Genomic DNA, 24,258 nt, shown 5'->3' with positions numbered 1-24,258 from the left:
ATGCTGATTCTGATTTCAAATGATGATGGGGTTTACGCCCCTGGACTGGCCACACTCGCCGAGCGACTGCAGCAGGATGCTGAAACCTGTGTTGTTGCGCCTGACCGCAATCGCAGCGGGGCCAGCAATTCCCTGACCCTTGACCGGCCGCTGGAAGCCCATCAACACCACAGTGGCTATATCGGGATCAATGGCACTCCAACAGACTGTGTGCATCTTGGAGGCTCCGGGCTGTTCACCGAACAACGCCGTCCCGACATCGTCGTGTCGGGCATTAACGCCGGTGCGAACCTGGGTGACGATGTGCTCTACTCCGGTACCGTGGCCGCAGCAACGGAAGGGCGTCACTGCCGCCTGCCGCCGATTGCCGTTTCCATGCACAGTTTTCATCCTAAACACTATGAAACCGCGGCAGAAATCGTTGCCTCTCTGGTACAGCGGCTGGACAGTCTGGTGGTTGCGCCACGTACGGTTCTGAATGTGAATGTACCAGACCTGCCGCTGGACCAGATTCGCGGTATTCATGTAACCCGGCTGGGGCATCGTCACGGTGCCGAGCCACCGGTGCAGGTAGAAGACCCGCGTGGTCGCATCCGCTACTGGATTGCCGGTGCCGGCGCGGCAGCGGATGCCGAGCCCGGAACCGATTTTTTTGCCGTTGAAAACGGCTTTGTCTCCGTCACACCGCTGCAGATCGACATGACCCACTATACGGGCATGGACAATCTGGGGGACTGGCTGGAGGGGCTGCTGTGATCGACATGGATCTGCAGGGTATCGGCATGACCTCGCGCCGTACCCGAGACCGACTTGCCCAGCGCTTGCGTGATCAGGGTGTGATCAGTGAAGAAGTGCTGAATGTGGTACGGGATACGCCACGCCATATCTTCATAGATGAGGCGCTTTCACATCGGGCCTATGAAGATACGGCTCTGCCCATCGGCTACAACCAGACGATCTCCCAGCCCTATATCGTGGCCCGCATGACTGAGCTGCTGCTGGAAGGCGAAGCGCTCAACAAGGTACTGGAGGTCGGTACAGGATCGGGTTATCAGACCGCTGTACTGGCACAGCTGGTGGATCAGGTGTTCAGTGTTGAGCGCATTCGTCCATTGCAGGAAAAGGCACGCAAGCGTTTGCAGCGACTGAAACTGCACAATGTAATGTTGCGTCACACCGATGGTGGCATGGGCTGGTCGGAAAAGGCACCCTTTGACGGTATTCTGGTAACCGCAGCGCCACGCGAAATCCCCCATGAGCTGCTGGAGCAGCTGGCAGTGGGCGGGCGGCTGGTGATCCCCGTCGGTCATGACGAACAGATCCTGAAGCGGATTACGCGTGTGGCTGAAGACAAGTACGAAACCGAAACGCTGGAGGCAGTGCGCTTTGTGCCCCTGCTCAGCGGTACCGTGCGCTGACGGGTTGCAAGGAGGCTCAATGCGAAGCAAGAAGGATTATCTGGTCCTCTCCGGCAAGGGGATGATGATGGGAGCCGCTGATGCCGTCCCCGGCGTTTCCGGCGGCACCATTGCATTTATCACCGGTATCTACGAAGAGCTGATCGACAGCATCAAGCAATTCAATCCGGAAGCGGTCCGTATTCTTTTCAGTGAAGGGCTGCTCTCTTGCTGGCGATATGTGAACGGTAATTTTCTGTTGGCGCTGGTGTCAGGTATTCTGCTGAGCCTGTTGACCATCTCCCGGGTAGTGCTCTACCTGCTGGATGAATATCCGATTCTGCTCTGGTCCTTCTTTTTTGGCCTCATTCTGGCGTCTACCTGGAGTGTCATTCGGCATATTCGGGGCTGGAACATGAACCTGATGGCCACATTCGCCATGGGGGTGCTGCTGGCGTACATCATCACTGAGCAGGCGCCAGGCAGCGTGGAGCCCTCCAGCCTGATTGTATTTCTGGCGGGTATGATCGCCATCTGTGCCATGATTCTGCCAGGCATATCAGGCAGTTTTATTCTGCTGCTGATGGGAATGTATGCGCCCATTCTGGGGGCGATCAAGGGGCTTGAGTGGGCCATACTGCTGGTGTTTATGGCTGGCTGTGCCGTCGGGCTGCTGAGTTTTTCCCGCGTGCTGAGCTGGGCCTTCCACCATCACAGAATGCTGACACTGGCCCTGCTGGGTGGTTTTATGCTCGGCTCGCTCAACAAGGTATGGCCCTGGAAATATACCCTCTCCTATACCATCAACAGCAAGGGTGAAGAGGTACCGGTGCTGCAGCAGAATCTGCTGCCGGGCAGTTTTGAAGCCCTGACCGGGCTCAATGACTGGTTCTGGCCTGCGCTGATGCTGATGCTGGTTGGGGCTGCACTGGGTATACTGTTGGATCGACAGAAAACCTGAAGATGGGAGACCTTGTTGCCGAATCCTCTGCTGCTCTGGCTGATATCGCTAATGCTCCTGCTGCAGGGATGTTCAAGCGGCTATGCTCCCGTGTCCGAGCGTTCCATGGGCGCTCGCAGTGAGGCCAGAGGACCGGCACCGGCCAGTTATCGGGTGCAGCGTGGCGATACCCTGTACTCCATCTCGTTTCGTTACGGTCTGGATTACCGTGAAGTCGCACGCTGGAACAGCATCGACAGTCGCTACTTCATCTACCCGGGTCAGACTCTCAAACTGAGGCCGAACAGCGGCTCAAAGGTGTCAGCCGCCAGCTCGACGGCTGCATCCAAACCCCCGTCCACTGCAGTGGCTGCCTCAGCAGAGACTGCGCGACCCGCGGCCAATCCCAACCGCTCAGCAACGACTGCCCGTACAAGTTCTTCCAGCCCTCCTTCTGCCAGCGCAGGCGGCACTGGACCTGTCAGCTGGCAATGGCCACACAAGGGCAGAATTATCAGTCGTTTCGGGGGTGGAGAGCCGGCGAACAAGGGCCTGGATATTGCCGGTAACGCCGGTGAACCCGTCAAGGCCGCTGCCGGTGGGGAGGTGGTCTATGCCGGAAATGGCCTGCTGGGCTACGGCAATCTGGTGATTATTAATCATAACCAGCGTTATCTGAGTGCGTATGCGCATAACAGTCGCATTTTTGTGCGCGAGGGTGATAAGGTTAAAGCGGGTGAGAAAATTGCCGAAATAGGCAATACGGGGGCAACGCGCACCATGCTCCACTTCGAGATTCGCCGCGACGGCAATCCGGTGGATCCGTTGCGATATTTGCCCAAACAATGATAAAAACAATAATGATGGCCGTGCAGAGATGATCGGATCGTCTCGACTACCTGGGGGTGAATAATGGAAACCGTGGGTAAGGGTAAAGAATACCGAGTGTCAGCCCAGAGCAGCGATGCCGAGTTTGATGACACTGAAGACCGTTACGATGAAGAAGAAACGCTCAATGCTGTCGATGAAGACAGTGACGATGCTGACAGCAGCGAGGCTGAACCGCCCGAGTTTCTGAACAGCGGGCGCGGCAGAGGTTCCATGGCTCATCAGGACCTGGTCAACGCCAAGTCGCTGGATGCAACTCAGCTGTATCTCAACGAGATCGGCTTTTCCCCGTTGTTGACGGCGGAAGAGGAGGTCTATTTCTCCAGGCGAGCCCTCAAGGGTGACGAAGCCGCCCGCAAGCGGATGATCGAAAGCAACCTGCGCCTGGTGGTCAAGATTGCACGACGGTATATCAACCGTGGCCTCACGCTGCTTGATCTGATCGAAGAGGGTAACCTCGGTCTGATTCGCGCAGTGGAAAAATTCGATCCCGAGCGCGGCTTCCGCTTCTCGACCTATGCGACCTGGTGGATTCGTCAGACCATCGAACGTGCCATCATGAACCAGACACGCACCATTCGCCTGCCGATCCATGTAGTGAAAGAGTTGAATGTCTATCTGCGTGCCTCTCGCGAGCTGGCCCAAAAGCTGGATCATGAGCCTACGGCCGAAGAGATAGCGACGCTGGTCGACAAGCCGGTTGCAAATGTGGAGCGCATGCTGGGGTTGAACGAACGTGTAAGTTCAGTCGATGTGCCGGCCGGGCAGGGGGCTGATAAGCCGCTGCTGGATACGATCCCCGATCTGGATGCGCTTGACCCGGAAACGCTGCTGCAGAACAACAACATCAGCGGCAATCTCAATCGCTGGATGGAAATGTTGCCTGACAAGCACGCGGATGTTCTGTCACGTCGATTTGGTCTGCGCGGCTATGAAATGAGTACGCTGGAGCAGGTCGGGCAGGAAATTGGCCTGACGCGTGAGCGAGTACGTCAGATTCAGGTTGAGGCGCTGCGCAAGCTGCGCGAGATTGTGGAGAAAAACGGCCTGAGCGGAGAGGATCTGCTGCAGTAGCGGCGTGCCGGTAAAGTGCCGGCACATCTTCCACCCCCCCCCGTCAGCGCTCCAGATACTTGAGCTTGTCGGGCTCACCATTCCACTTGTCGGCATCGGGCAGCGGTGCCTTGCGCTGATTGATATTGGGCCAGATTTCGGACAGCTCCGTGTTCAGCTGGAAGTAGACTTCCTGCGCATCGCTCAGATCATCCTCGTGTAGAATGGCGTCGGCCGGGCATTCCGGCTCGCACAGGCCACAGTCGATGCACTCGTCCGGGTGGATCACCAGAAAGTTTGGTCCTTCGTAGAAGCAGTCCACAGGACATACCTCGACGCAGTCCGTGTACTTACAGCGGATACAGTTCTCGGTCACGATATAGGTCATGGATCAGCTCCGGTTGATCATTTTGTCTGCAGTATAGTGCCCCAGAGCCGTTTGTCTCATTCCAGCAACTGCTTGAGGCTGTAGAGTGCCTCCAGCGCCTGGCGGGGTGTCAGCTCATCCGGTTGCAGCTCGCGCAGCTGCAGCTCGGCAGCAGAGGGGCCTGCGGTCACAAACAGGTCGTTCTGAACAGGCCCGTTCTGGCTTGTTGCAGCCGGTGCCGGATTGCGGGCCGGCTGGCTGGCGCTGCTGCGGCTGTCCTGCTCCAGCAGGACCAGCTTGTCACGGGCCTGGCTGATCACCTGTGCTGGAATACCCGCCAACTGTGCGACCTGCAGGCCGTAACTTTGGCTGGCCGGGCCCTGCTTTACCTCATGCATGAATACGATGTGATCGTTGTGCTCAACTGCCGTCAAATGCACGTTATCGACCCCTGTCGCCTGCTCCGGCAGGGCGGTCAGTTCAAAATAGTGGGTGGCAAACAGGGTGAAGGCATGAACTTCACGAGCGAGATGCTCGGCACATGACCAGGCCAGTGACAGGCCATCAAAGGTACTGGTGCCACGGCCCACCTCATCCATCAGCACCAGGCTGCGTTCGGTTGCGTTGTGCAGAATGTTGGCGGTCTCGGTCATCTCGACCATGAAAGTGGAACGCCCGCCGGCCAAGTCATCCGAGGAGCCCATGCGGGTAAAGATACGATCGACAATACCGATGCGGGCGGCCTGGGCCGGAACGTAGCTGCCGATGTGTGCCAGCAGGGTGATCAGTGCTGCCTGGCGCATGTAGGTCGATTTACCGCCCATGTTGGGGCCCGTGATGATCAGCATCCGCCGTTCCTGATGCAGTTCCAGGTCATTGGCCACAAACGGCGTTTCCAGTACGGCTTCAACCACCGGGTGACGGCCGGCTTCGATATGGATGCAGGGTTCGTCAACCAGTTGTGGACGCCGGTATTCAAGAGCGGCGGCGCGGTCGGCCAGAGTGTTCAGCACATCCAGTTGAGCCAATGCCGATGCAGACTCCTGCAGAGGCCCGAGTTCGGCTGCCAGCGTTTCGATCAATTCATCGTAGAGTGCTTTCTCCCGTGCCAGCGCCTTGCTTTTGGCGCTCAGTGCCTTGTCCTCAAACTCTTTCAGTTCCGGCGTGATGAAGCGCTCGGCATTTTTCAGCGTCTGCCGGCGGATATAGTCTGCCGGCATGTCGATCGCCTGCGCCTTGGTCACTTCGATATAGTAACCATGCACCCGGTTATACCCCACCTTGAGCGTGGCAATATCGGTGCGTGCACGCTCGCGCTGTTCCAGCTGCAACAGATAATCACCGGCGTTCTCGCTGAGGCCGCGCAGCTCGTCCAGCTCGGCATCGTAACCGGTGGCAATCACACCACCGTCGCGGATCACGACGGGTGGACCATCAATGATTGCGCGTTGCAGCAGTTCGGCCATATGAGGGAAGGTGGCAATTGAACCGGCAAGCTGGTTGATCAGGGGGGTATCAGCGGGCTGGATCAATTGCTGAAGATCCGGCAGTGAGGCCAGTGCATTGCGCAGGCGTTCCAGATCTCGCGGGCGGGCAGAACGCAGGGCGATACGTGACAGAATACGCTCCATATCGCCGATCAAGCGCAGCTGCTCACTGATATCCTCGCTGCGGCCCGGCTCAATCAGCCAGCGAATCGCATCCTGACGTCCCTCAAGAGTGACGCGGTCACGCAGCGGACGGTGCAACCAGCGCCGCAACAGGCGGCTGCCCATCGGCGTACGGCACTTGTCCAGTACCGAGGCCAGCGTATTGCTGCGACCGCCCGACAGGTTCAGGTCAAGCTCAAGGTTGCGCCGCGTTGTAGCATCCAGAATCACAGCTTCGTCATGCTGCTCAACCTGAATACGACGGATATGGGGCAGTGTGCTGCGCTGGGTATCACGCGCATACTGCAGCAGGCAGCCGGCCGCGCTGATCGCCAGGGGCAGATGGTCACAGCCGAAGCCGCTCAGATCACGGGTATTGAACTGATCACACAGCAGACGTCGAGCGGTGTCAGACTCAAACTCCCAGGGGGGGCGGCCATGACTGCCGGGGCGCTTGCCAAGCAACTGCGGCAGGCCGGAGTCATCCGGGTAGAGCAGTTCGGCAGGGCGCAGTCGTTCCAGCTCCGCCTGCAGGGCATTATGTCCCTCTATTTCAAACAGACTGAAGCGCCCCGAGCTGATATCCACCATTGCCAGCCCAAACTGTTCACCCTGAGCGCTGATCGCCATCAGAATATTGTCCTGATGCTCATCTAGCAGCGCTTCGTCACTCAATGTGCCGGGCGTCACAATGCGAACCACTTCGCGTTTGACAGGCCCTTTGCTGGTGGCAGGGTCGCCTACCTGCTCACAGATCACCACCGACTCACCCGCCTTGACGATGCGGGCAATATAGCCCTCGGCCGAATGATAGGGAATGCCCGCCATCGGAATCGGCTCACCGGCCGACTTGCCTCGTGCCGTCAGCGAAATATCAAGCAGTTGGGCAGCCTTTTTGGCATCGTCATAGAACAGTTCATAGAAGTCACCCATGCGGTAAAACATCAGCTGGTCCGGGTGCTGAGCCTTAATGCGTAAATATTGCTGCATCATGGGAGTATGTTGGGTGTTCGGCGCTGCCACTGACATGCTGTTTGGGTCGTCCTGTTGTCCGGGGATTGAATCGATCACCGTGCGGGGTTTTAATGTCAGGATTGTACGTGAATCATGGCGGCCTGCGTAGTCGCCCGCTTGGAGTTGGATCGATGAAAAACCTGGCACAAAAGGTAGGTGAAACACTGTTGCAGAAAGGGATCAAGCTGGCGACGGCCGAGTCCTGTACCGGGGGCTGGGTGGCGCAGGCAGTGACAGCCGTGCCCGGCAGCTCAGGCTGGTTTGACTGCGGTTTCGTGTCCTATTCCAACACGGCGAAGCAAAAAATGCTGGGTGTGGATCTGGCGGTGCTGGAAAAAAGTGGTGCCGTCAGCGAGCCTGTGGTGGCGCAGATGGCCGAAGGCGCTCTGCACAACAGCGAAGCCGATATTGCGGTCGCCATCAGCGGTATAGCCGGCCCTGAGGGCGGTACCGAAGACCGTCCGGTGGGTACTGTCTGGCTGGCGTGGGCCATTACCGGGCACCCCACGGTAACCTGTCTGAGTTTTTTCAATGGTGATCGTGACGCAATTCGTCAGCAGGCCGTAGAACAGGCCCTGGAAGGGATTCTGGCCTACCTGCCACAGTGACGCATTGAGTGGTTGCATTCTGCTCAGGTTGTGAAATAATACTGTTCAAGCATACAGTATTTTAACCACCCGGCTAAAAAGGTTCCCCGATGGACGCTAACAGAAAGAAAGCGCTGGATGCGGCACTGTCGCAGATTGAACGTCAATTCGGCAAGGGCGCAGTGATGCGCATGGGCGATCAGCCGCGTGAAGCGATTCCTGCGGTCTCAACCGGCTCACTGGGGCTTGATATCGCTCTCGGTATAGGCGGTCTGCCCTATGGCCGTGTGGTTGAGATTTATGGTCCTGAATCTTCAGGCAAAACCACGCTGACACTACAGGTCATTGCGGAAGCCCAGAAGCAGGGCAAAGTGTGTGCGTTTGTGGATGCCGAACATGCACTGGACCCGAACTATGCCGAGAAACTCGGTGTCGACGTGGATGCCCTGCTGGTCTCCCAGCCGGATACCGGTGAACAGGCGCTGGAAATCACCGACATGCTGACTCGCTCCGGCGCGGTTGACGTGATCGTGGTTGACTCGGTTGCGGCACTGGTGCCCAAGGCTGAAATTGAAGGCGAGATGGGGGATTCCCACGTTGGCCTGCAGGCGCGCTTGATGTCTCAGGCACTGCGCAAACTGACCGGCAGCGTGAAGCAGTCCAACTGTTTGCTGGTGTTCATCAACCAGATTCGTATGAAGATAGGTGTGATGTTCGGTAACCCCGAGACGACAACCGGGGGGAATGCACTCAAGTTCTATGCCTCCGTGCGTTTGGATATCCGTCGCATCGGTGCAGTGAAACAGGGCGATGAAATAACCGGTAACGAAACCCGCGTCAAGGTTGTAAAAAATAAGGTTTCCCCGCCGTTCCGCCAGGCCGAATTCCAGATTCTGTACGGTCAGGGCATCTATCACATGGGTGAAGTGATTGACCTGGGTGTACAGCAGGGGCTGGTGGATAAATCCGGTGCCTGGTATGCCTACAAGGGTGACAAAATCGGTCAGGGCAAGGCGAATGCAGCCAAATACCTGGAAGAACACCCGGACATTGCGCAGGAGATCGAAGCGGAAATCCGTGCCCAGTTGTTGAGTGTGCCCCAATCAAAGGCTGCACAGGAACAGCCGGAAGAAGCCGGTCAGCTGGATCTCTGATTCAGGCAGACAGCATGTGATTTAAAAACAGGGGCCTTTTGGGCCCCTGTTGTCGTTATGGAGACTGATCATGGCCAAATTGCTGGAAACTGAAGCCGAGTTGCGCAACGCAGCGTTTGCACTGTTGGGGCGGCGAGAATACAGCCGTGCCGAAATGGAACAAAAGCTGGGGCGCCGCTGTGAAAATGCCGAACTGTTACGGCAGGTGCTGGATCAGTTTGTGGCAGATGGCTACCAGAGCGATGAGCGCTTTGCGCATGTTTTTACCCGCAGCCGTTTTGGCTCAGGTTACGGTGCCATGCGGATCAGGCAGGAGCTGCGTCAAAAAGGGCTGCAGCCCGAGCTGATCGAGCAGGCGCTGGAGGACGAATCGACGGACAGTTATCAGCAGGCGTTGGAGAGTTGTCAGCGCCGTTTTGGTGATCAGCCTCCCTCCGATCCAAAAGAGTATGCCCGCCGCATGCGTTTTCTGGTCAATCGGGGATTCTCATTCGATGATGCCAAGCGGGCTGTCAAGGCTGAAGGAAGTGAGTGAATTCAGGCGTTGCAGGGCAGAAAAGCTATCGTACATTTTTTGCTCGCGTTATATACTTGTCCGCTATTTTTGCGTACATATGACCGCCGTTCCTGCAACCGGGCGGGCGGTCCTGTCGTGCCAACCAGTACAGACGCAACGGACCTTATATGAACTACATGACAAGTGCGGAAATCCGCCAGGCATTTCTTGACTACTTCAACCAGCAAGGGCATGAAATCATTGCCTCAAGTCCGCTGATTCCGGGTAATGACCCTACACTGCTGTTTACCAATGCAGGCATGGTTCAGTTCAAGGATGTGTTCCTCGGCTCTGACAAGCGTCCCTATTCCCGTGCCACCACTTCACAGCGCTGTGTGCGTGCAGGCGGCAAGCACAACGATCTTGAAAATGTTGGCTATACGGCGCGTCACCACACCTTTTTTGAAATGTTGGGCAACTTCAGCTTCGGTGATTATTTCAAGCGCGAAGCGATACGCTTTGCCTGGGAGTTTCTGACCAAACGCCTGGGGCTGCCTGAAGAACGCCTGTGGGTAACGGTTCATTATACCGACGACGAAGCCGAGAAAATCTGGAAAGATGAGATGGGAATCGACCCCGAGCGCTTCTCGAAACTGGATGAAGACAACTTCTGGGCCATGGGTGATACCGGTCCCTGCGGCCCCTGCACCGAAATCTTCTTTGATCATGGTCCTGATGTGGCCGGTGGTCCTCCGGGCAGTCCGGATGAAGATGGTGACCGTTATATCGAGATCTGGAATCTGGTGTTCATGCAGTACAACCGCTCGGCCGATGGCAGCATGGAGCCGCTGGCGCGTCCGAGCATCGATACTGGCATGGGACTTGAGCGTGTTGCTGCGGTAATGCAGAACGTGCACAGCAACTACGAGATTGACCTGTTCCGCAATTTGCTCGGTGCTACCGCCGAAGTGCTGGGTCTGGATAATACCGACAGCAAATCCCTGCGCGTGATTGCCGACCATATCCGCTCCTGTGCCTTCCTGATCACCGATGGTGTGTTGCCGTCCAACGAAGGTCGCGGCTATGTGCTGCGCCGCATTATGCGTCGTGCGATTCGTCACGGTAACAAACTGGGTGCAAAAGAGCCGTTTTTCCATAAGCTTGTAGCACCTCTGGTCAAGGAGATGGGCGAGGCCTATCCGGAACTGGCCAGGCTGCAGGACCAGGTTGAACGTATTCTTCTGAAGGAAGAGCAGCAGTTTGCCAAGACCCTTGAGCATGGCATGCAACTGCTGGAGCAGGCGATCAACGGCCTCGAAGGCAAGGTGATCCCGGGTGAAACCGTTTTCCGCCTGTATGACACCTACGGCTTCCCGGTTGACCTCACGGCTGATGTGGCGCGTGAGCATGAGCTGAGCATCGATATGGAAAGCTTCGAGCGTGAAATGGATGCTCAGCGTGAGCGTGCACGTGCCTCGGGTCAGTTCTCGGTCGACTACAACGAACAGATCAAGCTGGAGGGCAGTACCGCCTTCAATGGCTATGACAGCCTTGAAGACCGCTCTGAGGTCATCGCACTGTTCCGCGAAGGCGAGGAAGTAAAACAGCTTTCCGCCGGCGAGAGCGGCGTAGTGGTTCTGAAAAATACCAGCTTTTATGCCGAATCCGGTGGCCAGGCAGGTGACCAGGGCGTGCTGCGCTGGGATCGTGGCCAGTTCACGGTCAGCGACTGTACCAAAGAGAGCGGTCACCACCTGCACCATGGTCAGCTTGGCGAAGGTGTGCTGCAGGTTGGCGACCAGGTGGTCACCGAGGTGGACACGGCCAAGCGTCAGGCAACGGCGCTGAATCATTCAGCGACACACCTGTTGCATGCCGCCCTGCGCAAGGTGTTGGGTGATCATGTGCAGCAGAAGGGCTCTCTGGTAAATGCTGAGCGCCTGCGCTTCGACTTTGCCCACTTTGAGGCGATGACAACCGAGCAGATCAAGACTGTCGAAACCCTGGTCAATGACCAGATTCGTGCAAACTCGGCGGTTGAAACCGAGCTGATGCAGCTGGAGGCTGCCAAGGCCAAGGGTGCCATGGCTCTGTTTGGTGAGAAATATGACGATGATGTCCGTGTTCTGACCATGGGCGACGGCTTCTCGGTAGAGCTGTGTGGCGGCACTCATGCCAGCCGCACCGGCGATATCGGTTTGTTTAAAATCGTCGCTGAGAGCGGTATTGCCTCGGGTGTGCGCCGTATTGAGGCCGTCACCGGGGTTCAGGCACTGAATTGGGTTAACAGCAACGAACAGGCACTTGGCGAGATTGCGGCCCTGTTGAAGGGCTCACGTGAGAGCGCGCTGGAAAAGGTGCGTGGCCTGAACGAACGTGCACGTCAACTGGAAAAAGAGCTGGAGCGTCTGGCAGCCAAGCTTGCCAGTGCTCAAAGTGGTGACCTGCTGAGTCAGGTACAGGATGTAAATGGCATCAAGGTGCTGGCAGCGAAGCTCGAAGGTGTTGAGCCCAAGGCGTTGCGCGACACACTTGATCAGCTCAAGAACAAACTGGGCAGCGGCGTCGTGGTTCTGCTGACTGCGCAGGATGACAAAGTCAGCCTGATAGCCGGGGTGACCAAGGATCTGACCGGTCAGATCAAGGCAGGTGACCTGGTGCGTGAGCTGGCCTCACGTCTGGGTGGTAAGGGGGGCGGGCGTCCCGATATGGCGCAGGGTGGAGGCACTGATGTAAGTGCTGTTCCCGCTGCGCTGAAAGCGGTGCCCGAACTGGTTGCGGCAAGCCTGTAACTGAACACAGGCGCCTGCCGGTGTTCAATGCACCGGCAGCCGGATGGAAACACTGAAATGGCGTTATACGTACAGAAATACGGCGGCACTTCGGTCGGCTCGGTGGAGCGCATCGAAGCGGTGGCCGAAAAGGTCAAGGGCTTTCGTCAGCAAGGGCATGATGTGGTTGTTGTTGTCTCCGCAATGAGCGGTGAAACCAACCGACTGATTGCGCTGGCCAACGAGATCCAGGAGCGTCCCGATCCGCGTGAAATGGATACGCTGGTGTCTACCGGTGAGCAGGTCACCATTGCGCTGCTGTGCATGGCCCTGAAAGCCCGTGGCGTGGATGCCCGCTCCTATACGGGTGGTCAGGTGCGAATCCTGACTGACCAGTATCATACCAAGGCGCGTATCCAGGATATCGAGACAGGCCGCATGCGGTCCGATCTGGACCAGGGGCGGGTCGTGGTTGTGGCAGGGTTCCAGGGTGTTGATCCTGACGGCAATATCACGACCCTTGGGCGTGGCGGTTCCGACACGACCGGTGTTGCACTGGCGGCTGCCCTGAAGGCGGATGAGTGCCAGATTTACACCGATGTGGACGGTGTGTATACCACCGACCCGCGTGTGGTTGAAGGTGCGCGTCGACTGGAAAAAATCACCTTTGAAGAGATGCTGGAGATGGCCAGCCTTGGCTCCAAGGTGTTGCAGATTCGTTCCGTTGAGTTTGCCGGCAAGTACAAGGTGCCGCTGCGGGTGCTGTCCAGCTTCAAGGATGGCCCCGGTACACTGATTACGATAGAGGATGATGAGACTGTGGAAAAACCGGTTATCTCTGGTATTGCGTTCAATCGTGACGAGGCCAAGCTGACAGTTGTCGGTGTGCCGGATATTCCGGGTGTTGCATCCCGGATCCTGGGGCCGATCAGTCGTGCCAATATTGAAGTCGATATGATTGTGCAGAACATCGGTGCAGATCAAACCACCGATTTTACCTTCACGGTGCACAGAAACGACTATGATAAAGCTCAGCAGGTGCTGGAGCAGGTTGTACAGGAACTTGGCGCCCGTGAGTGTGTCGGAGATAACAGGATTGCGAAAGTATCGATCGTGGGTGTTGGCATGCGTTCCCACGCCGGTGTCGCCAGCAAGATGTTTGATGCTCTGGCAGCCGAAAATATCAACATCCAGATGATCTCAACGTCCGAGATCAAGGTATCAGTAGTGATCGCCGAAAAATATCTGGAGCTGGCAGTGCGAGCGTTGCATTCGGCGTTCGATCTGGATTCATCTGATACAGTCCGTGAGTAACGACAGTATCAGATGACGGCGGCCTGCATCTGTTCTATAGTAACGGCTGCAGGCCCCCGAAGGCCTGAAACGGTCAGCGCCGCCATGATACCTGGATGGTCCAAGGACATATAAGGTGGAAGGGGCTGTGCTCGTTTCAGAAAAACCGGAACTCAGCACCCCAGGACTAAACTAAGGAGAGCCACAATGCTGATTCTAACCCGCCGCGTAGGCGAAACCCTCATGGTTGGTGACGATGTCACTGTTACTGTGCTTGGTGTAAAAGGCAACCAGGTACGTATTGGTGTCAATGCGCCCAAGGATGTCTCCGTTCATCGCGAAGAGATCTATCAGCGTATTCAGCGCGAAAAGTCACAAGAATCTGATCAGGAATAAGTTTTTCCAAATATTCCTTTTCTTTTGAAAATCAGTCTTGTAACATACGCGCCGTTGTTGACGAGGTGAGTTGGCCGAGTGGCTGAAGGCGCGCCCCTGCTAAGGGCGTATACCGCAAGGTATCGAGGGTTCGAATCCCTCACTCACCGCCATTGTGCGCCCGTAGCTCAGCTGGATAGAGTACCTGGCTACGAACCAGGCGGTCAGAGGTTCGAATCCTCTCGGGCGCGCCATTACTCAACAATGCTTTAGAAAAACATGTGTGCGCCCGTAGCTCAGCTGGATAGAGTACCTGGCTACGAACCAGGCGGTCAGAGGTTCGAATCCTCTCGGGCGCGCCATCTTTTCTTCCCCATCGGTATGCGCCCGTAGCTCAGCTGGATAGAGTACCTGGCTACGAACCAGGCGGTCAGAGGTTCGAATCCTCTCGGGCGCGCCATCCGTTTTTTACCCCTTCCCGATCAATCCGGTTACCCGGCCCGAATCACAGATTCCGGAACAGTCATGAAATTCATTGCCAAGCTTTTCCCCGAGATTACGATCAAGAGCCGTCCCGTTCGTCGTCGCTTGATTCAGCGTCTGCAAACCAATCTGCAAATCCTGCTTCAGCGTGTGGATGAGCGCGTCAAGGTCAGCGGTCATTGGGATAAGGTTGAGATCAGCTTCCCGGGACAGGATGCTGCGCTCAGTGAACGTTTGTTTGACGAGATGCAGCGAGTACCGGGTATTCAATCGATCGTGGAGGTGCAGGAGTATCCTCTTGAAGACTTCGATCAGGTCTTCCAGCTGACCCGTGAAGCCTATGCCGAGCGTCTGCGCGGCAAGACCTTCAAGGTGCGTGTGCGGCGCAGTGGCGATCACGACTTTACTTCGGTTGAGCTCGAACGCTATGTCGGTGGCGGGTTGCGTCAGCACACCGAAGCGGCGGGCGTTGATGTACGCAACCCTGAAGTCTGGGTGGACCTGGAAGTGCGTAACCAGACACTGTTTGTGGTTACGGCCATTCATCAGGGGCTTGGGGGCTACCCGCTGGGAACGCAGGAAGATGTGTTGTCACTCATCTCAGGCGGCTTTGATTCGGTGGTGGCGTCCTACATGACCATGCGCCGCGGCAGCAAAACACACTTCCTGTTTTTCAATCTGGGTGGCTATGCACACGAAATCGGCGTCAAGCAGGTAGCGCTGTATCTGTGGAAGCGCTATGGCGCATCGGCACGGGTCAAGTTCATCACGGTTCCGTTCGAGGAAGTGGTGGGAGAGATTCTGCAATCCGTGCATCATTCGCACATGGGCGTTGTCCTGAAGCGTATGATGATGCGTGCAGCCGACCGGGTGGCGGACCGGATGGAGCTTAACGCCATCGTGACCGGTGAAAGCGTGGCACAGGTTTCCAGTCAAACGCTGCCTAATCTGCGCCTCATTGATGAAAGCTGTGAGCACCTGGTGTTGCGCCCCTTGATCACAATGGACAAGCCCGACATCATCGAGATTACCCGCAAGATTGGTGCTTTCGAGTTTGCCAGCGCGATGCCTGAATACTGTGGCGTCATTTCCGACAAGCCAACCACTCATGCCAGGCGGGACCGGGTTGAACGGGAAGAGTCCGGGTTTGATTACGAGACGCTGGATCGAGCGCTGGAACAGGCCGAAATGATCAGCATCGATGAAATAGTGGAAAACCGTGACATCAACGCCGAGATTGAGGCGATGACCCGGGTCGAACCGAATCAAACGCTGGTTGATATCCGTCCTCCGCGCGAGCAGGAGCGCAAGCCGCTCAACATGCCCGGCTGTGATATTCGTATTATTCCTTTCTACAAGTTGGAAAGTGAGTTCCCGAATCTGGAAACAGACCGTGAGTACCTGTTGTATTGCGACAAGGGTGTAATGTCACAGATGCATGCGCAGCACTTGCGCGAACAGGGCCACAACAACGTCAAAGTCTACCGTCCAGCCACTCATTGAGTGGCTTTTTTCTGCATTCTGTCTGTAAATTAGCCAAAAGGCTAATAGGTATTGTTCCCCTAAACATGACATAAAAAGCCTTATGTCGACATTATTGTCGCGCTGAGTGCTCTAAAGGCCTGTTTCTGTAAAAAAATTACAGATTGTCGACAATCTTGCAATGGCCCCGGGGGTCTGAGTTAGAATAGCGCGGGTTGATTGTGCATGCGTACCTGATAGTCTGAGCGTTCAGGTGCATGCCGTCTGAACATCTGTCTGTCGTTCTGGCTCTGCTAACCCGGTGAGCTGGACGCGGCCAAAAGCCGCCGGCAGGCCAAAGGGTTTCGAATTACAACAGGAGCACCCACAGATGGATAATCTGTTCTCGGAGGGCCTCACACTCATGGCCTTCGGCATGGGTTTCGTCTTCGTCTTTCTGACGCTGCTGGTCTTGATTACCAGCACGATGTCCCGGCTGGTAAGCCGTTATCTGCCAGAGCCCGCCCCCAAAACAGTCAAGGCACGTCCTCAGGCTGCTGCCGGGGTTGCGGCTGGCAACAATGATGAGCTGATCGCGGTCCTCACGGCGGCGGTACACAAGTACCGTTCCAAGTGAGTCGGGTCAAAGAACAAGAACTTCTGATAGATAAAGGCTAACTCATGTCCGACGTAAAAAAACCGCTAGGCATTACCGACGTCGTCCTGCGTGATGCGCATCAGTCTCTGTTTGCCACCCGCATGCGACTCGACGACATGCTTCCGATTGCCGAGAAGCTGGACAAGATTGGTTACTGGTCCCTCGAAAGCTGGGGCGGTGCAACCTTCGACTCCTGTATCCGTTATTTGGGTGAAGATCCCTGGACACGCATCCGCGAACTCAAGGCTGCCATGCCCAACACGCGTCAGCAGATGCTGCTGCGCGGTCAAAACCTGCTGGGCTACCGTCACTATGCCGATGACGTGGTTGACAGGTTTGTTGAGCGTGCCGCCACTAATGGCGTTGATGTGTTCCGTATCTTTGATGCGATGAATGACCCTCGCAACCTTGATCGTGCCATCAAGGCAGTCAAAAACTGCGGCAAGCATGCTCAAGGCACCATCTCCTACACGACCAGCCCGGTGCACACCATCGAGATGTGGGTTGATTACGCCAAGACTCTTGAAGATCTGGGTGCTGATTCCATCGCGATCAAGGACATGTCCGGCATCCTGACGCCGTACAACGCCTTTGACCTGATCTCCCGCCTCAAGGCTCAGACCGGCCTTGAAGTGCAGTTCCACGCGCATGCGACAGCCGGCCTGTCTGACATGACCATTCTCAAGGCGGTCGAGGCGGGTGTTGACCGTGTTGATACGGCGATCTCCTCCATGTCCATGACCTATGGTCATACGGCGACCGAGTCTGTAGTGGCAGCTCTTGCCGGTACGGATCGTGATACCGGTCTGGATCTGTTGGCGCTGGAAGAAATTGCGGCCTATTTCCGTGAAGTGCGGAAGAAGTACGCCAAGTTTGAAGGTTCGCTGCGGGGTACCGATTCCCGCATTCTGGTAGCTCAGGTGCCAGGCGGCATGCTGACCAACATGGAAAGCCAGCTCAAGGAGCAGGGCGCAGCGGACAAGTTTGACGAAGTTCTGGCCGAAATCCCGCGTGTGCGTGAAGATCTTGGCTACATCCCGCTGGTGACCCCGACCTCCCAGATCGTGGGGACTCAGGCGGTGATCAACGTGCTCATGGGTGAGCGCTACAAGACCATCTCCAAGGAAGTACAGGGGATTCTGAAAGGTGAATACGGCTCAGCGCCGGCGCCCTACAACGCTGAACTGCAGGCGCGTGTGCTTGATGGCAAGGAAGCAATCACCTGCCGTCCGGCCGATATGCTTGAGTCGGAAATGGACAAGCTGACCACCGAACTGAAGCAGATTGCGACTGACAAGGGGATCAAGCTGGAGCAGGGCGAGCACGAAATTGACGACGTACTCACCTACGCACTGTTCCCGCAGATCGGTCTTAAATTCCTTGAAAACCGCGGCAACCCCGACGCCTTTGAACCTGTACCTACGCTTGAGGACGCACAACCCATGGCAGCCAAGAAAAACAACGGTCCCGAAGTCTACACCATCAATGTAAATGGCCAGAACTACGTGGTTCAGGTGAGTGAAGGTGGTGATATATCCTCCGTATCGTCAGCCCCTGCTGCCGCAGCGGCTCCGGCTGCAGCACCTGCAGCCGGCTCTGGTGAGCCGGTGCCGGCACCGCTGGCGGGCAACATCTGGAAGGTTCAGGTTTCCGCGGGTCAGGCGGTTCAAGAGGGTGATGTGCTGGTGATCCTTGAAGCGATGAAGATGGAAACCGAAGTGCGTGCCGCACGCGCCGGTACCGTTGTGTCGGTTGATGTCAAAGAGGGTGATGCCGTTCAGGTCGGTGACTCCCTGCTGACACTGACCTGAGGGGCAGAGGCATGGAAAACCTACTCGAACTTTGGCAGGCCTCGGGGATATACAATATCTCCGTCGGTCAGCTGACAATGATTGTGGTTGGCCTGGGGCTGCTCTTTCTTGCGATTCGCAAGAATTTTGAGCCGCTCTTGCTGGTTCCGATCGGTTTCGGCGGTATTCTGGCGAATATTCCCGAAGCCGGTATGGCATTCTCTGCGGTTGAAAATGCAATTCATTTTGCCAAACCGCAGGTTCTGAACGAGCTGGCATCCATTCTGGGTGTGGCAGCGAGTGATCCCCATGCGATTACTGAGGCGTATCACTCTTCCAATGCCAGTACCCATGCGGCTGCGAGCCTGGTTGCACTGGATGCGGGCTATAACAACGGCATGCTGTACAACTTCTACACCATTGCAATCGCCTCAGGTGCAGCACCGCTGCTGATCTTCATGGGTGTGGGGGCAATGACCGACTTCGGTCCGCTGCTGGCCAACCCGCGGACGCTGTTCCTGGGTGCCGCTGCGCAGTTTGGTATCTTTGCGACCGTACTGGGTGCTGTAGCACTGAGCGCATTCGGTATCATGGACTTCAGCATTCAGGATGCGGCCGCCATCGGTATCATTGGTGGCGCGGATGGCCCCACGGCAATCTATGTTGCCAGTCTGCTGTCTCCGCATCTGCTGGGTGCGATTGCAGTGGCGGCTTACTCCTATATGGCGCTGGTACCGATGATTCAGCCGCCGATCATGCGTGCACTCACTACCGAGGCCGAGCGCAAGATCAGCATGAGCCAGCTGCGTCATGTATCGAAGACAGAGAAAATTCTGTTTCCGATTCTGCTGCTTGTCCTGGTTGCCTTGCTGCTGCCGGATGCGGCACCGCTGCTGGGGATGTTCTGCTTCGGTAACCTGATGCGTGAGTGCGGTGTGGTGGATCGTCTGAGTGATACCGCCCAGAATGCACTGATTAACATCGTCACCATCTTCCTCGGTCTGTCTGTCGGTTCCAAACTGTCGGCTGACAAATTCCTGGATGTGCAGACGCTGGGTATTCTGGTGCTGGGTATTGTTGCCTTCGGTATCGGTACCGCAGCGGGTGTATTGATGGCCAAGTTGATGAACAAGCTGCAGGGTGGCAACGCCATCAACCCGCTGATCGGTTCAGCAGGTGTTTCGGCAGTACCGATGGCGGCGCGTGTTTCCAACAAGCTTGGCCTCGAAGCCAACCCGCAGAACTTCCTGCTGATGCACGCAATGGGGCCGAACGTGGCCGGTGTTATCGGTTCGGCGGTCGCGGCAGGTGTGATGATCAAGTTTGTCGGTTAAAACCGATAAGTGAGTACAAAAAAGGCTGCCCATCGGCAGCCTTTTTCGTTTGGTGCGAGTGTCGCGTCTGGTGTCAGCCTTCTGAAAATCCGGCCAGTACTTCCAGGTGTGCCTGTACACTGAAGGCCAGCGGCACCGGGTTATATCCACCCTCAAGTACAGACACGATTCGGCCCTGACAGTGGCGGTCGGCAAATGCCTTGATCTTCTGAGTGACCCAACGGTAATCCTCTTCATCCAGATTCAAGTCTGCCATCGGGTCTTCCTTGTGGGCATCAAAGCCTGCCGAAATGAAGATCATGTCGGGCTTGTGCGCCTCCAGTGCCGGCAGCCAGCACTTTTCAATGGCATCATGAAACAGGCTCGGATCGCTGTGAGCCGGTATTGGGCAGTTGATAATGTTGGGTCGATCGATTTCGTGATAGCGCTCCGGGTAGTAGGGGTGCTGGAACGTCGAACAGACCAGCACTTCCGGGCGATCCTTGAAGATGTCGACGGTGCCGTTGCAGTGGTGTACGTCGAAGTCGAGAATGGCCACCCGCTCTATGCCCGGCTGCTGCAGTGCATGGGCGGCGCCGATGGCAACGTTGTTGTAAAGGCAGAAGCCCATCGCCAGATTATATTCGGCGTGGTGGCCGGGTGGGCGGACTGCACAAAAAGCGTTTTCGGCCTTGCCGCTGAGTACGCGGTTGGTTGCGAGGATCACGCCTCCAGCAGCCAGACTTGCCGCTTTCAGGGAGTCCGGACACAGGGCGGTATCGTCATCGGTATAGACCACGCCCGAGTCCGGCACTTTCATTTCCAGTCGCTTCTGATGCAGGCGGTGGTGTGCGAGCAATATCTGCTCTTCGGTTACCTCAACGGCGGTCAGCTGATCGAGTTGATCGAGCAGCCCGGTGCGTTGCAGCACCTTGTTAATGGCAACCAGCCGCACGGGGCTCTCCGGATGTTCCGGTCCCATATTGTGCAGCATGCAGTCCTTGTGGGTGATAAATGCTGTTGTCATGGCCTTAGCATACTCCTCTACTGTCAACATTCTAGAGGAAAAGGTGGTATGAGAGGCTTAGGCCTTGGTCTTAATACCGTCTTTATCATACGGTTAACCCAACTATTGATCGATGTCATGCCACCCCATCATCAGGTTCATTATAGTGTCCCCACAGCATAGAACTGTCTTCTGCACCGAGTGTTCTCACCCAACGCTCGGTGTTTTTTTTATCCCCCTCCTGTTTGCGTGAATACTTCTTGCCTTTGCCCTGGCCCTGTATACTCGTTGCTGATTGCCGGCCCTCGTGTGTCGGTACACAGAGTTCGGCATAGGGTGGACAGGCCAAGGTGGCTTCACGCAAGGTAGATTACTCCGACAAGAATGTTTTGCTGATCGACAGCAGCGGCAACCTGCGCTCTACGATCTACTACATGCTGCGTGAGCTCGGTGTAAAAAACCTGAAGGCGGCCACTGTAAACGAGAAGGTGCTGCAGCTGATCGAGGAGGAGCAGTTCGATATCATCCTGCTCGGCCACAACAGCAGCGATGCAGTGACCGGCATGCAGTTGCTGGAGGAGGCTCGTTTCCGCGGCTATATCCGCCCCACGGCCGGCTGGATCTTCATGACCAGCGATGCGTCCCAGGAAGTGGTGCTGCACGCCATCGACAGCCGACCTGATGACCTGCTCACGCGCCCTTTTTCCATTGATGAACTCAAGAATCGTCTCGATCAGCTGGTGCTGCGCAAGCAGGTACTGAGGCCAGTGGAGCAGTCGGTAGAAGTGGGCGACCTTGAAGGTGCAGTATTGGCCTGCGATGACATTCCCCGTCACGATCCCAACATCGACTATGCACGTCGCATCAAGGCCATCCTGTTGATTCAGTTGGGTCGCGCTGATGAGGCCTATGAGGTACTTGAGCCCATCTTCTGGCAGGACCCGGACAAGGACACGGGTCTGTGCATGGCGCAGGCATTGATCGGGATGCAGCGCCTGAATGAGGCCGGAGATCTGCTTGACAGTCTGATTGAGAATTACCCGTTGCTGATCGCGGCGTATGACCTGCGTGCTCAAGTGCATGAGAAAAGTGGTGACATGGAGCAGGCGCGGGAGACGCTCAAGGTGGCGACCGCCAAGGCTCCTCTGGGTATTCCTCGGCAGATGGAGCTGGGCCGGGTTGCGACCCAGACCCGTGTGCTTGAGCTTGCCGAGGGTGCTTACCGCAAGTCGATTGTGCTGGGTCGGCGCAGCTGCTACCGCTCACCGGAACCCTACCTGCGGCTGGCGAACATCAGACGGCTCGAAATGAAAAGTGCAGATTCGCGTCGCCAGATTGAGCTGCGCAATGATCTGGACGCTATTTTGAACAATGCCGAATACAACTTTTCCAAGGACCCGGCTCTGAAGGTCAGAACAGCGCTGTTGCGAGCTCAGGCCAGCGAAGACATGGGAGAGCAGGATGAGGCCCGGCGCTTGAGTGAAGAAGCCCAGCGCCGCAACGCTGCCCTCAGCCAGCCCTTGCAGCTTGAGCGAGAACGCTTAAGCCTGTCGGGCGACCCGGTGCCGGTATTGGAGCCGGAACCAGAGCACGATTCGGCCAGAGAGGCACCGCGCCAGGTACGTCGCGATCCGGATATGAGCGACAAGGTCAATCGGCTTGGGGTCAAACACTACCTGGCCGGCAAGGGCTCTCAGGCGATTCGCTATTTTGGTCTTGCCATCGAATATGATCCCGGCAATGTGCCGGCCCTGCTTAATCTGGCACAGATGTTCCTTGAAGCCGCGCGAGATCAGGAAGCCAAGCGAGACGAACGCCTCAAGATGGTGGATCGCTACCTGCGTCTGACAGACCGCCTGCCACTTGAGGCGGTGGAAAAACTGCGTCAAAGCCAATTGAAAACCTTCCGTCGCATGCCGTTGTCCGAACTGCCGGAAGGCTCTCTTGGGGTGCTGCTGCGCTAGTCTGTCTGATCGAGTGACATCAGAAATATGCGGGCACTTTGCTGCAGCGCCTGTTGCTGCTCTTCATCCATGTTTCGTAGCTGTCGGTAGGTCAGTCCAAGCCGCGGATTCTGGCTCAGCAATGACGCATGCCGCGCCATAAAATCCCAATACAGATAGTTGAACGGACAGGCATCGGGTCCGGTCCTGCGGCGCACGTCATAGCGACAGTGCTTGCAGTAATTCGACATGCGGTTGATGTAGGCGCCGCTGGCAGCATAGGGCTTGCTGGCCATCTCGCCACCGTCCGCAAACAGTACCATGCCCAGCACGTTCGGCAGCTCAACCCACTCGTATGCATCGGCATAGACTTCCAGATACCAGCGGCTGACCTGCTCCGGGTCGAGCCCGGCCAGCAAGCAAAAATTGCCGATCACCATCAGGCGCTGAATATGGTGTGCATAGGCGTAGTCACGTGTTTGTGAAATGCACTGCTGCAGACAGTTCAATTCGGTGTCGGCACTCCAGAAAAATGCAGGCAATGGGCGGTGGGCATTCAGGTAATTGCGGCTGGCGTATTCGGGCATATGCAGCCAGTACAGGCCACGGACATATTCACGCCAACCCAGAATCTGGCGAATGAAACCCTCCACGGCATTCAAGGGAGCCTGCCCTTTTTGCCATCGCTCCTGCGCTGCCTGAATGACTTCCAGTGGATGGAGCAGCCCCAGGTTGATGCTGGTGCTGAGCAAAGAGTGGTGCAGCCAGGGCTCGTCCTGACGCATGGCATCCTGGTAGTCGCCAAACAGGGGGAGTGAGTTATCCAGGAAATGTGACAGCTGCAGCAGGGCCTGTTCCCGTGTTACGGCATGGTTGAGCGATTCAAGGGACCCGAAATGCTGCCCGAACCGACTTTCAACAAGTCTGATGACATCCAGCGTGATCTTATCAGGAGTGAATCGAGGCTGTGTCGGCATGACCCTATTGGAAGGCAGAGGCTTGCGGTTTTCCCGGTCAAAATTCCATTGCCCGCCAGCAGGTTGGCCCTGTTCCATCAAAATGCCGTATTCCTGGCGTAACTGACGATAGAAGTACTCCATTCGCAGCTGCTTACGACCCTGTGCCCAGTGCCGGAATTTGTCATGGCTGCAGAGAAAACGATCATCTTCGCGAATCTCAACCTGCCACTGCGGGTGTTGTTGCTGCCAATGTCTGAATTGCTGCAGAAGTCGATACTCGGCAGGTTCCGTTAAAACAGCATGCCGGCAGCCTGAACGTGTCAGTACCGATTCGATCTCGGTGAAGAAACTGCCGCTGTTTTCGGGTGAGTCCAGTGTAACGTAGTGAACCTTGAAGCCCAGCTGGCGCAGCTGACGGGCAAAGTGACGCATGGCCGACAGCACCAGTACCAGCTTCTGCTTGTGATGATGCACATAAGTGGCTTCGGTGACCAGCTCACACATCAGGATCAAATCCTGCTCGGGCTGCATGTCCCTGAGGCTGGAGATGTCCGGCGTCAATTGGTCGCCCAGAATCAGGCGCAGGCAGGGGGGAGACGACATGCATACCTCATCGACAATCATTCAGTCGTTAGGGTACGCAGCAGGTACCCGGATGGAT

At 56.6% G+C, this 24,258-nt stretch carries 20 protein-coding genes and 4 tRNA genes; 20 read left to right on the top strand and 4 right to left on the bottom strand.

Annotated features, from left to right (window positions below; all coding sequences use genetic code 11):
- From surE to rpoS, 5 genes are all read left to right on the top strand, one after another.
- Positions 1 to 756 carry a 5'/3'-nucleotidase SurE gene (surE, locus tag ABIE60_RS15925; protein ID WP_354470484.1) on the top strand — a complete coding sequence of 252 codons (756 nt, stop codon included), beginning with the start codon at positions 1 to 3 and terminating at the stop codon, positions 754 to 756.
- Positions 756 to 1,418: a protein-L-isoaspartate(D-aspartate) O-methyltransferase gene (locus ABIE60_RS15920; RefSeq protein ID WP_354470520.1), complete on the top strand. Its 663-nt coding sequence runs from the start codon at positions 756 to 758 to the stop codon at positions 1,416 to 1,418. Before surE ends, ABIE60_RS15920 begins: the two co-directional genes overlap by 1 nt.
- 19 nt (positions 1,419 to 1,437) lie before the next feature.
- Positions 1,438 to 2,358 (top strand): polyprenyl-phosphate transporter, encoded by a 921-nt coding sequence (locus tag ABIE60_RS15915; RefSeq protein ID WP_354470483.1) that lies wholly within the window; start codon positions 1,438 to 1,440, stop codon positions 2,356 to 2,358.
- Positions 2,359 to 2,373: 15 nt separating this feature from the next.
- Positions 2,374 to 3,186, top strand: coding sequence for a peptidoglycan DD-metalloendopeptidase family protein (locus tag ABIE60_RS15910; RefSeq protein ID WP_354470482.1), 813 nt, complete (start codon positions 2,374 to 2,376; stop codon positions 3,184 to 3,186).
- Positions 3,187 to 3,249: 63 nt separating this feature from the next.
- The gene (gene rpoS, locus ABIE60_RS15905) at positions 3,250 to 4,299 is read left to right on the top strand and encodes an RNA polymerase sigma factor RpoS (protein ID WP_354470481.1); all 1,050 of its coding nucleotides are present in this window, start codon (positions 3,250 to 3,252) and stop codon (positions 4,297 to 4,299) included.
- Between the two features lie 43 nt (positions 4,300 to 4,342).
- On the opposite strand, the gene fdxA is transcribed toward rpoS, so the two are convergent.
- Entirely contained in the window at positions 4,343 to 4,666 is a 324-nt protein-coding gene (gene fdxA / locus ABIE60_RS15900; RefSeq protein ID WP_354470480.1) for a ferredoxin FdxA, read from the bottom strand.
- A 56-nt stretch (positions 4,667 to 4,722) separates the two neighbouring features.
- Positions 4,723 to 7,323 carry a DNA mismatch repair protein MutS gene (mutS, locus tag ABIE60_RS15895; protein WP_354470479.1) on the bottom strand — a complete coding sequence of 867 codons (2,601 nt, stop codon included), beginning with the start codon at positions 7,321 to 7,323 and terminating at the stop codon, positions 4,723 to 4,725.
- A gap of 116 nt (positions 7,324 to 7,439) precedes the next feature.
- Between mutS and ABIE60_RS15890 the strand changes: the two genes are divergently transcribed.
- The 14 genes from ABIE60_RS15890 to ABIE60_RS15825 all read left to right on the top strand — a co-directional run bounded on the left by ABIE60_RS15890 (position 7,440) and on the right by ABIE60_RS15825 (position 19,710).
- Positions 7,440 to 7,916, top strand: a complete 477-nt coding sequence (locus ABIE60_RS15890) for a CinA family protein (protein ID WP_354470478.1) — start codon at positions 7,440 to 7,442, stop codon at positions 7,914 to 7,916.
- Positions 7,917 to 8,005: 89 nt separating this feature from the next.
- Complete coding sequence (gene recA / locus ABIE60_RS15885; RefSeq protein WP_354470477.1) at positions 8,006 to 9,049, top strand: recombinase RecA; 1,044 nt, start codon at positions 8,006 to 8,008, stop codon at positions 9,047 to 9,049.
- Positions 9,050 to 9,119: 70 nt separating this feature from the next.
- The gene (locus ABIE60_RS15880; protein WP_354470476.1) at positions 9,120 to 9,584 is read left to right on the top strand and encodes a regulatory protein RecX; all 465 of its coding nucleotides are present in this window, start codon (positions 9,120 to 9,122) and stop codon (positions 9,582 to 9,584) included.
- Positions 9,585 to 9,742: 158 nt separating this feature from the next.
- Complete coding sequence (alaS, locus tag ABIE60_RS15875; protein ID WP_354470519.1) at positions 9,743 to 12,337, top strand: alanine--tRNA ligase; 2,595 nt, start codon at positions 9,743 to 9,745, stop codon at positions 12,335 to 12,337.
- A 57-nt stretch (positions 12,338 to 12,394) separates the two neighbouring features.
- Complete coding sequence (locus ABIE60_RS15870) at positions 12,395 to 13,630, top strand: aspartate kinase (protein ID WP_354470475.1); 1,236 nt, start codon at positions 12,395 to 12,397, stop codon at positions 13,628 to 13,630.
- 186 nt (positions 13,631 to 13,816) lie between these two features.
- On the top strand, positions 13,817 to 14,005 hold the full coding sequence (gene csrA / locus ABIE60_RS15865) for a carbon storage regulator CsrA (protein WP_354470474.1): 189 nt from the start codon (positions 13,817 to 13,819) through the stop codon (positions 14,003 to 14,005).
- Between the two features lie 64 nt (positions 14,006 to 14,069).
- Positions 14,070 to 14,157: transfer RNA gene (locus ABIE60_RS15860), tRNA-Ser, on the top strand.
- A gap of 4 nt (positions 14,158 to 14,161) precedes the next feature.
- Positions 14,162 to 14,238 (top strand) — tRNA-Arg (locus tag ABIE60_RS15855).
- A gap of 31 nt (positions 14,239 to 14,269) precedes the next feature.
- A tRNA-Arg gene (locus tag ABIE60_RS15850) sits at positions 14,270 to 14,346 on the top strand.
- 21 nt (positions 14,347 to 14,367) lie between these two features.
- Positions 14,368 to 14,444, top strand: a tRNA-Arg gene (locus ABIE60_RS15845).
- Between the two features lie 65 nt (positions 14,445 to 14,509).
- The gene (gene thiI, locus ABIE60_RS15840) at positions 14,510 to 15,970 is read left to right on the top strand and encodes a tRNA uracil 4-sulfurtransferase ThiI (RefSeq protein ID WP_354470473.1); all 1,461 of its coding nucleotides are present in this window, start codon (positions 14,510 to 14,512) and stop codon (positions 15,968 to 15,970) included.
- Positions 15,971 to 16,319: 349 nt separating this feature from the next.
- Positions 16,320 to 16,565 carry an OadG family protein gene (locus ABIE60_RS15835; protein ID WP_354470472.1) on the top strand — a complete coding sequence of 82 codons (246 nt, stop codon included), beginning with the start codon at positions 16,320 to 16,322 and terminating at the stop codon, positions 16,563 to 16,565.
- Positions 16,566 to 16,609: 44 nt separating this feature from the next.
- Positions 16,610 to 18,397, top strand: coding sequence for a sodium-extruding oxaloacetate decarboxylase subunit alpha (gene oadA, locus ABIE60_RS15830; protein ID WP_354470471.1), 1,788 nt, complete (start codon positions 16,610 to 16,612; stop codon positions 18,395 to 18,397).
- Between the two features lie 11 nt (positions 18,398 to 18,408).
- Positions 18,409 to 19,710, top strand: a complete 1,302-nt coding sequence (locus tag ABIE60_RS15825; protein ID WP_354470470.1) for a sodium ion-translocating decarboxylase subunit beta — start codon at positions 18,409 to 18,411, stop codon at positions 19,708 to 19,710.
- Between the two features lie 73 nt (positions 19,711 to 19,783).
- Here ABIE60_RS15825 and ABIE60_RS15820 read toward each other — a convergent pair whose 3' ends face one another.
- The gene (locus ABIE60_RS15820) at positions 19,784 to 20,716 is read right to left on the bottom strand and encodes a histone deacetylase family protein (protein ID WP_354470469.1); all 933 of its coding nucleotides are present in this window, start codon (positions 20,714 to 20,716) and stop codon (positions 19,784 to 19,786) included.
- Between the two features lie 329 nt (positions 20,717 to 21,045).
- Here ABIE60_RS15820 and ABIE60_RS15815 point away from each other — a divergent pair, with 329 nt between their 5' ends.
- Entirely contained in the window at positions 21,046 to 22,659 is a 1,614-nt protein-coding gene (locus ABIE60_RS15815; RefSeq protein ID WP_354470468.1) for a response regulator, read from the top strand.
- Here the strand turns inward: ABIE60_RS15815 and ABIE60_RS15810 are convergent.
- A complete protein-coding gene (locus ABIE60_RS15810; RefSeq protein WP_354470467.1) occupies positions 22,656 to 24,200 on the bottom strand; it encodes a cryptochrome/photolyase family protein in 1,545 nt (514 codons plus the stop codon). The two genes, ABIE60_RS15815 and ABIE60_RS15810, sit on opposite strands and share 4 nt — an antisense overlap.
- Between the last annotated feature and the right edge of the window lie 58 nt (positions 24,201 to 24,258).

This window comes from Marinobacterium sp. MBR-109 (genome assembly GCF_040547565.1).
Lineage (GTDB): Bacteria > Pseudomonadota > Gammaproteobacteria > Pseudomonadales > Balneatricaceae > Marinobacterium.
Note: the sequence above shows the minus strand (reverse complement) of the source record. Positions and strands in the feature narration are given on the sequence as shown.

Coding starts and splice junctions, on each gene's coding strand:
- ABIE60_RS15810 (WP_354470467.1), bottom strand. CDS start 24,200: ATGTCGTCTCCCCCCTGCCTGCGCCTGATTCTGGGCGACCAATTGACG.
- ABIE60_RS15890 (WP_354470478.1), top strand. CDS start 7,440: ATGAAAAACCTGGCACAAAAGGTAGGTGAAACACTGTTGCAGAAAGGG.
- oadA (WP_354470471.1), top strand. CDS start 16,610: ATGTCCGACGTAAAAAAACCGCTAGGCATTACCGACGTCGTCCTGCGT.
- ABIE60_RS15825 (WP_354470470.1), top strand. CDS start 18,409: ATGGAAAACCTACTCGAACTTTGGCAGGCCTCGGGGATATACAATATC.
- ABIE60_RS15880 (WP_354470476.1), top strand. CDS start 9,120: ATGGCCAAATTGCTGGAAACTGAAGCCGAGTTGCGCAACGCAGCGTTT.
- surE (WP_354470484.1), top strand. CDS start 1: ATGCTGATTCTGATTTCAAATGATGATGGGGTTTACGCCCCTGGACTG.
- fdxA (WP_354470480.1), bottom strand. CDS start 4,666: ATGACCTATATCGTGACCGAGAACTGTATCCGCTGTAAGTACACGGAC.
- ABIE60_RS15915 (WP_354470483.1), top strand. CDS start 1,438: ATGCGAAGCAAGAAGGATTATCTGGTCCTCTCCGGCAAGGGGATGATG.
- ABIE60_RS15820 (WP_354470469.1), bottom strand. CDS start 20,716: ATGACAACAGCATTTATCACCCACAAGGACTGCATGCTGCACAATATG.
- csrA (WP_354470474.1), top strand. CDS start 13,817: ATGCTGATTCTAACCCGCCGCGTAGGCGAAACCCTCATGGTTGGTGAC.
- ABIE60_RS15835 (WP_354470472.1), top strand. CDS start 16,320: ATGGATAATCTGTTCTCGGAGGGCCTCACACTCATGGCCTTCGGCATG.
- alaS (WP_354470519.1), top strand. CDS start 9,743: ATGACAAGTGCGGAAATCCGCCAGGCATTTCTTGACTACTTCAACCAG.
- ABIE60_RS15870 (WP_354470475.1), top strand. CDS start 12,395: ATGGCGTTATACGTACAGAAATACGGCGGCACTTCGGTCGGCTCGGTG.
- rpoS (WP_354470481.1), top strand. CDS start 3,250: ATGGAAACCGTGGGTAAGGGTAAAGAATACCGAGTGTCAGCCCAGAGC.
- thiI (WP_354470473.1), top strand. CDS start 14,510: ATGAAATTCATTGCCAAGCTTTTCCCCGAGATTACGATCAAGAGCCGT.
- mutS (WP_354470479.1), bottom strand. CDS start 7,323: ATGTCAGTGGCAGCGCCGAACACCCAACATACTCCCATGATGCAGCAA.
- recA (WP_354470477.1), top strand. CDS start 8,006: ATGGACGCTAACAGAAAGAAAGCGCTGGATGCGGCACTGTCGCAGATT.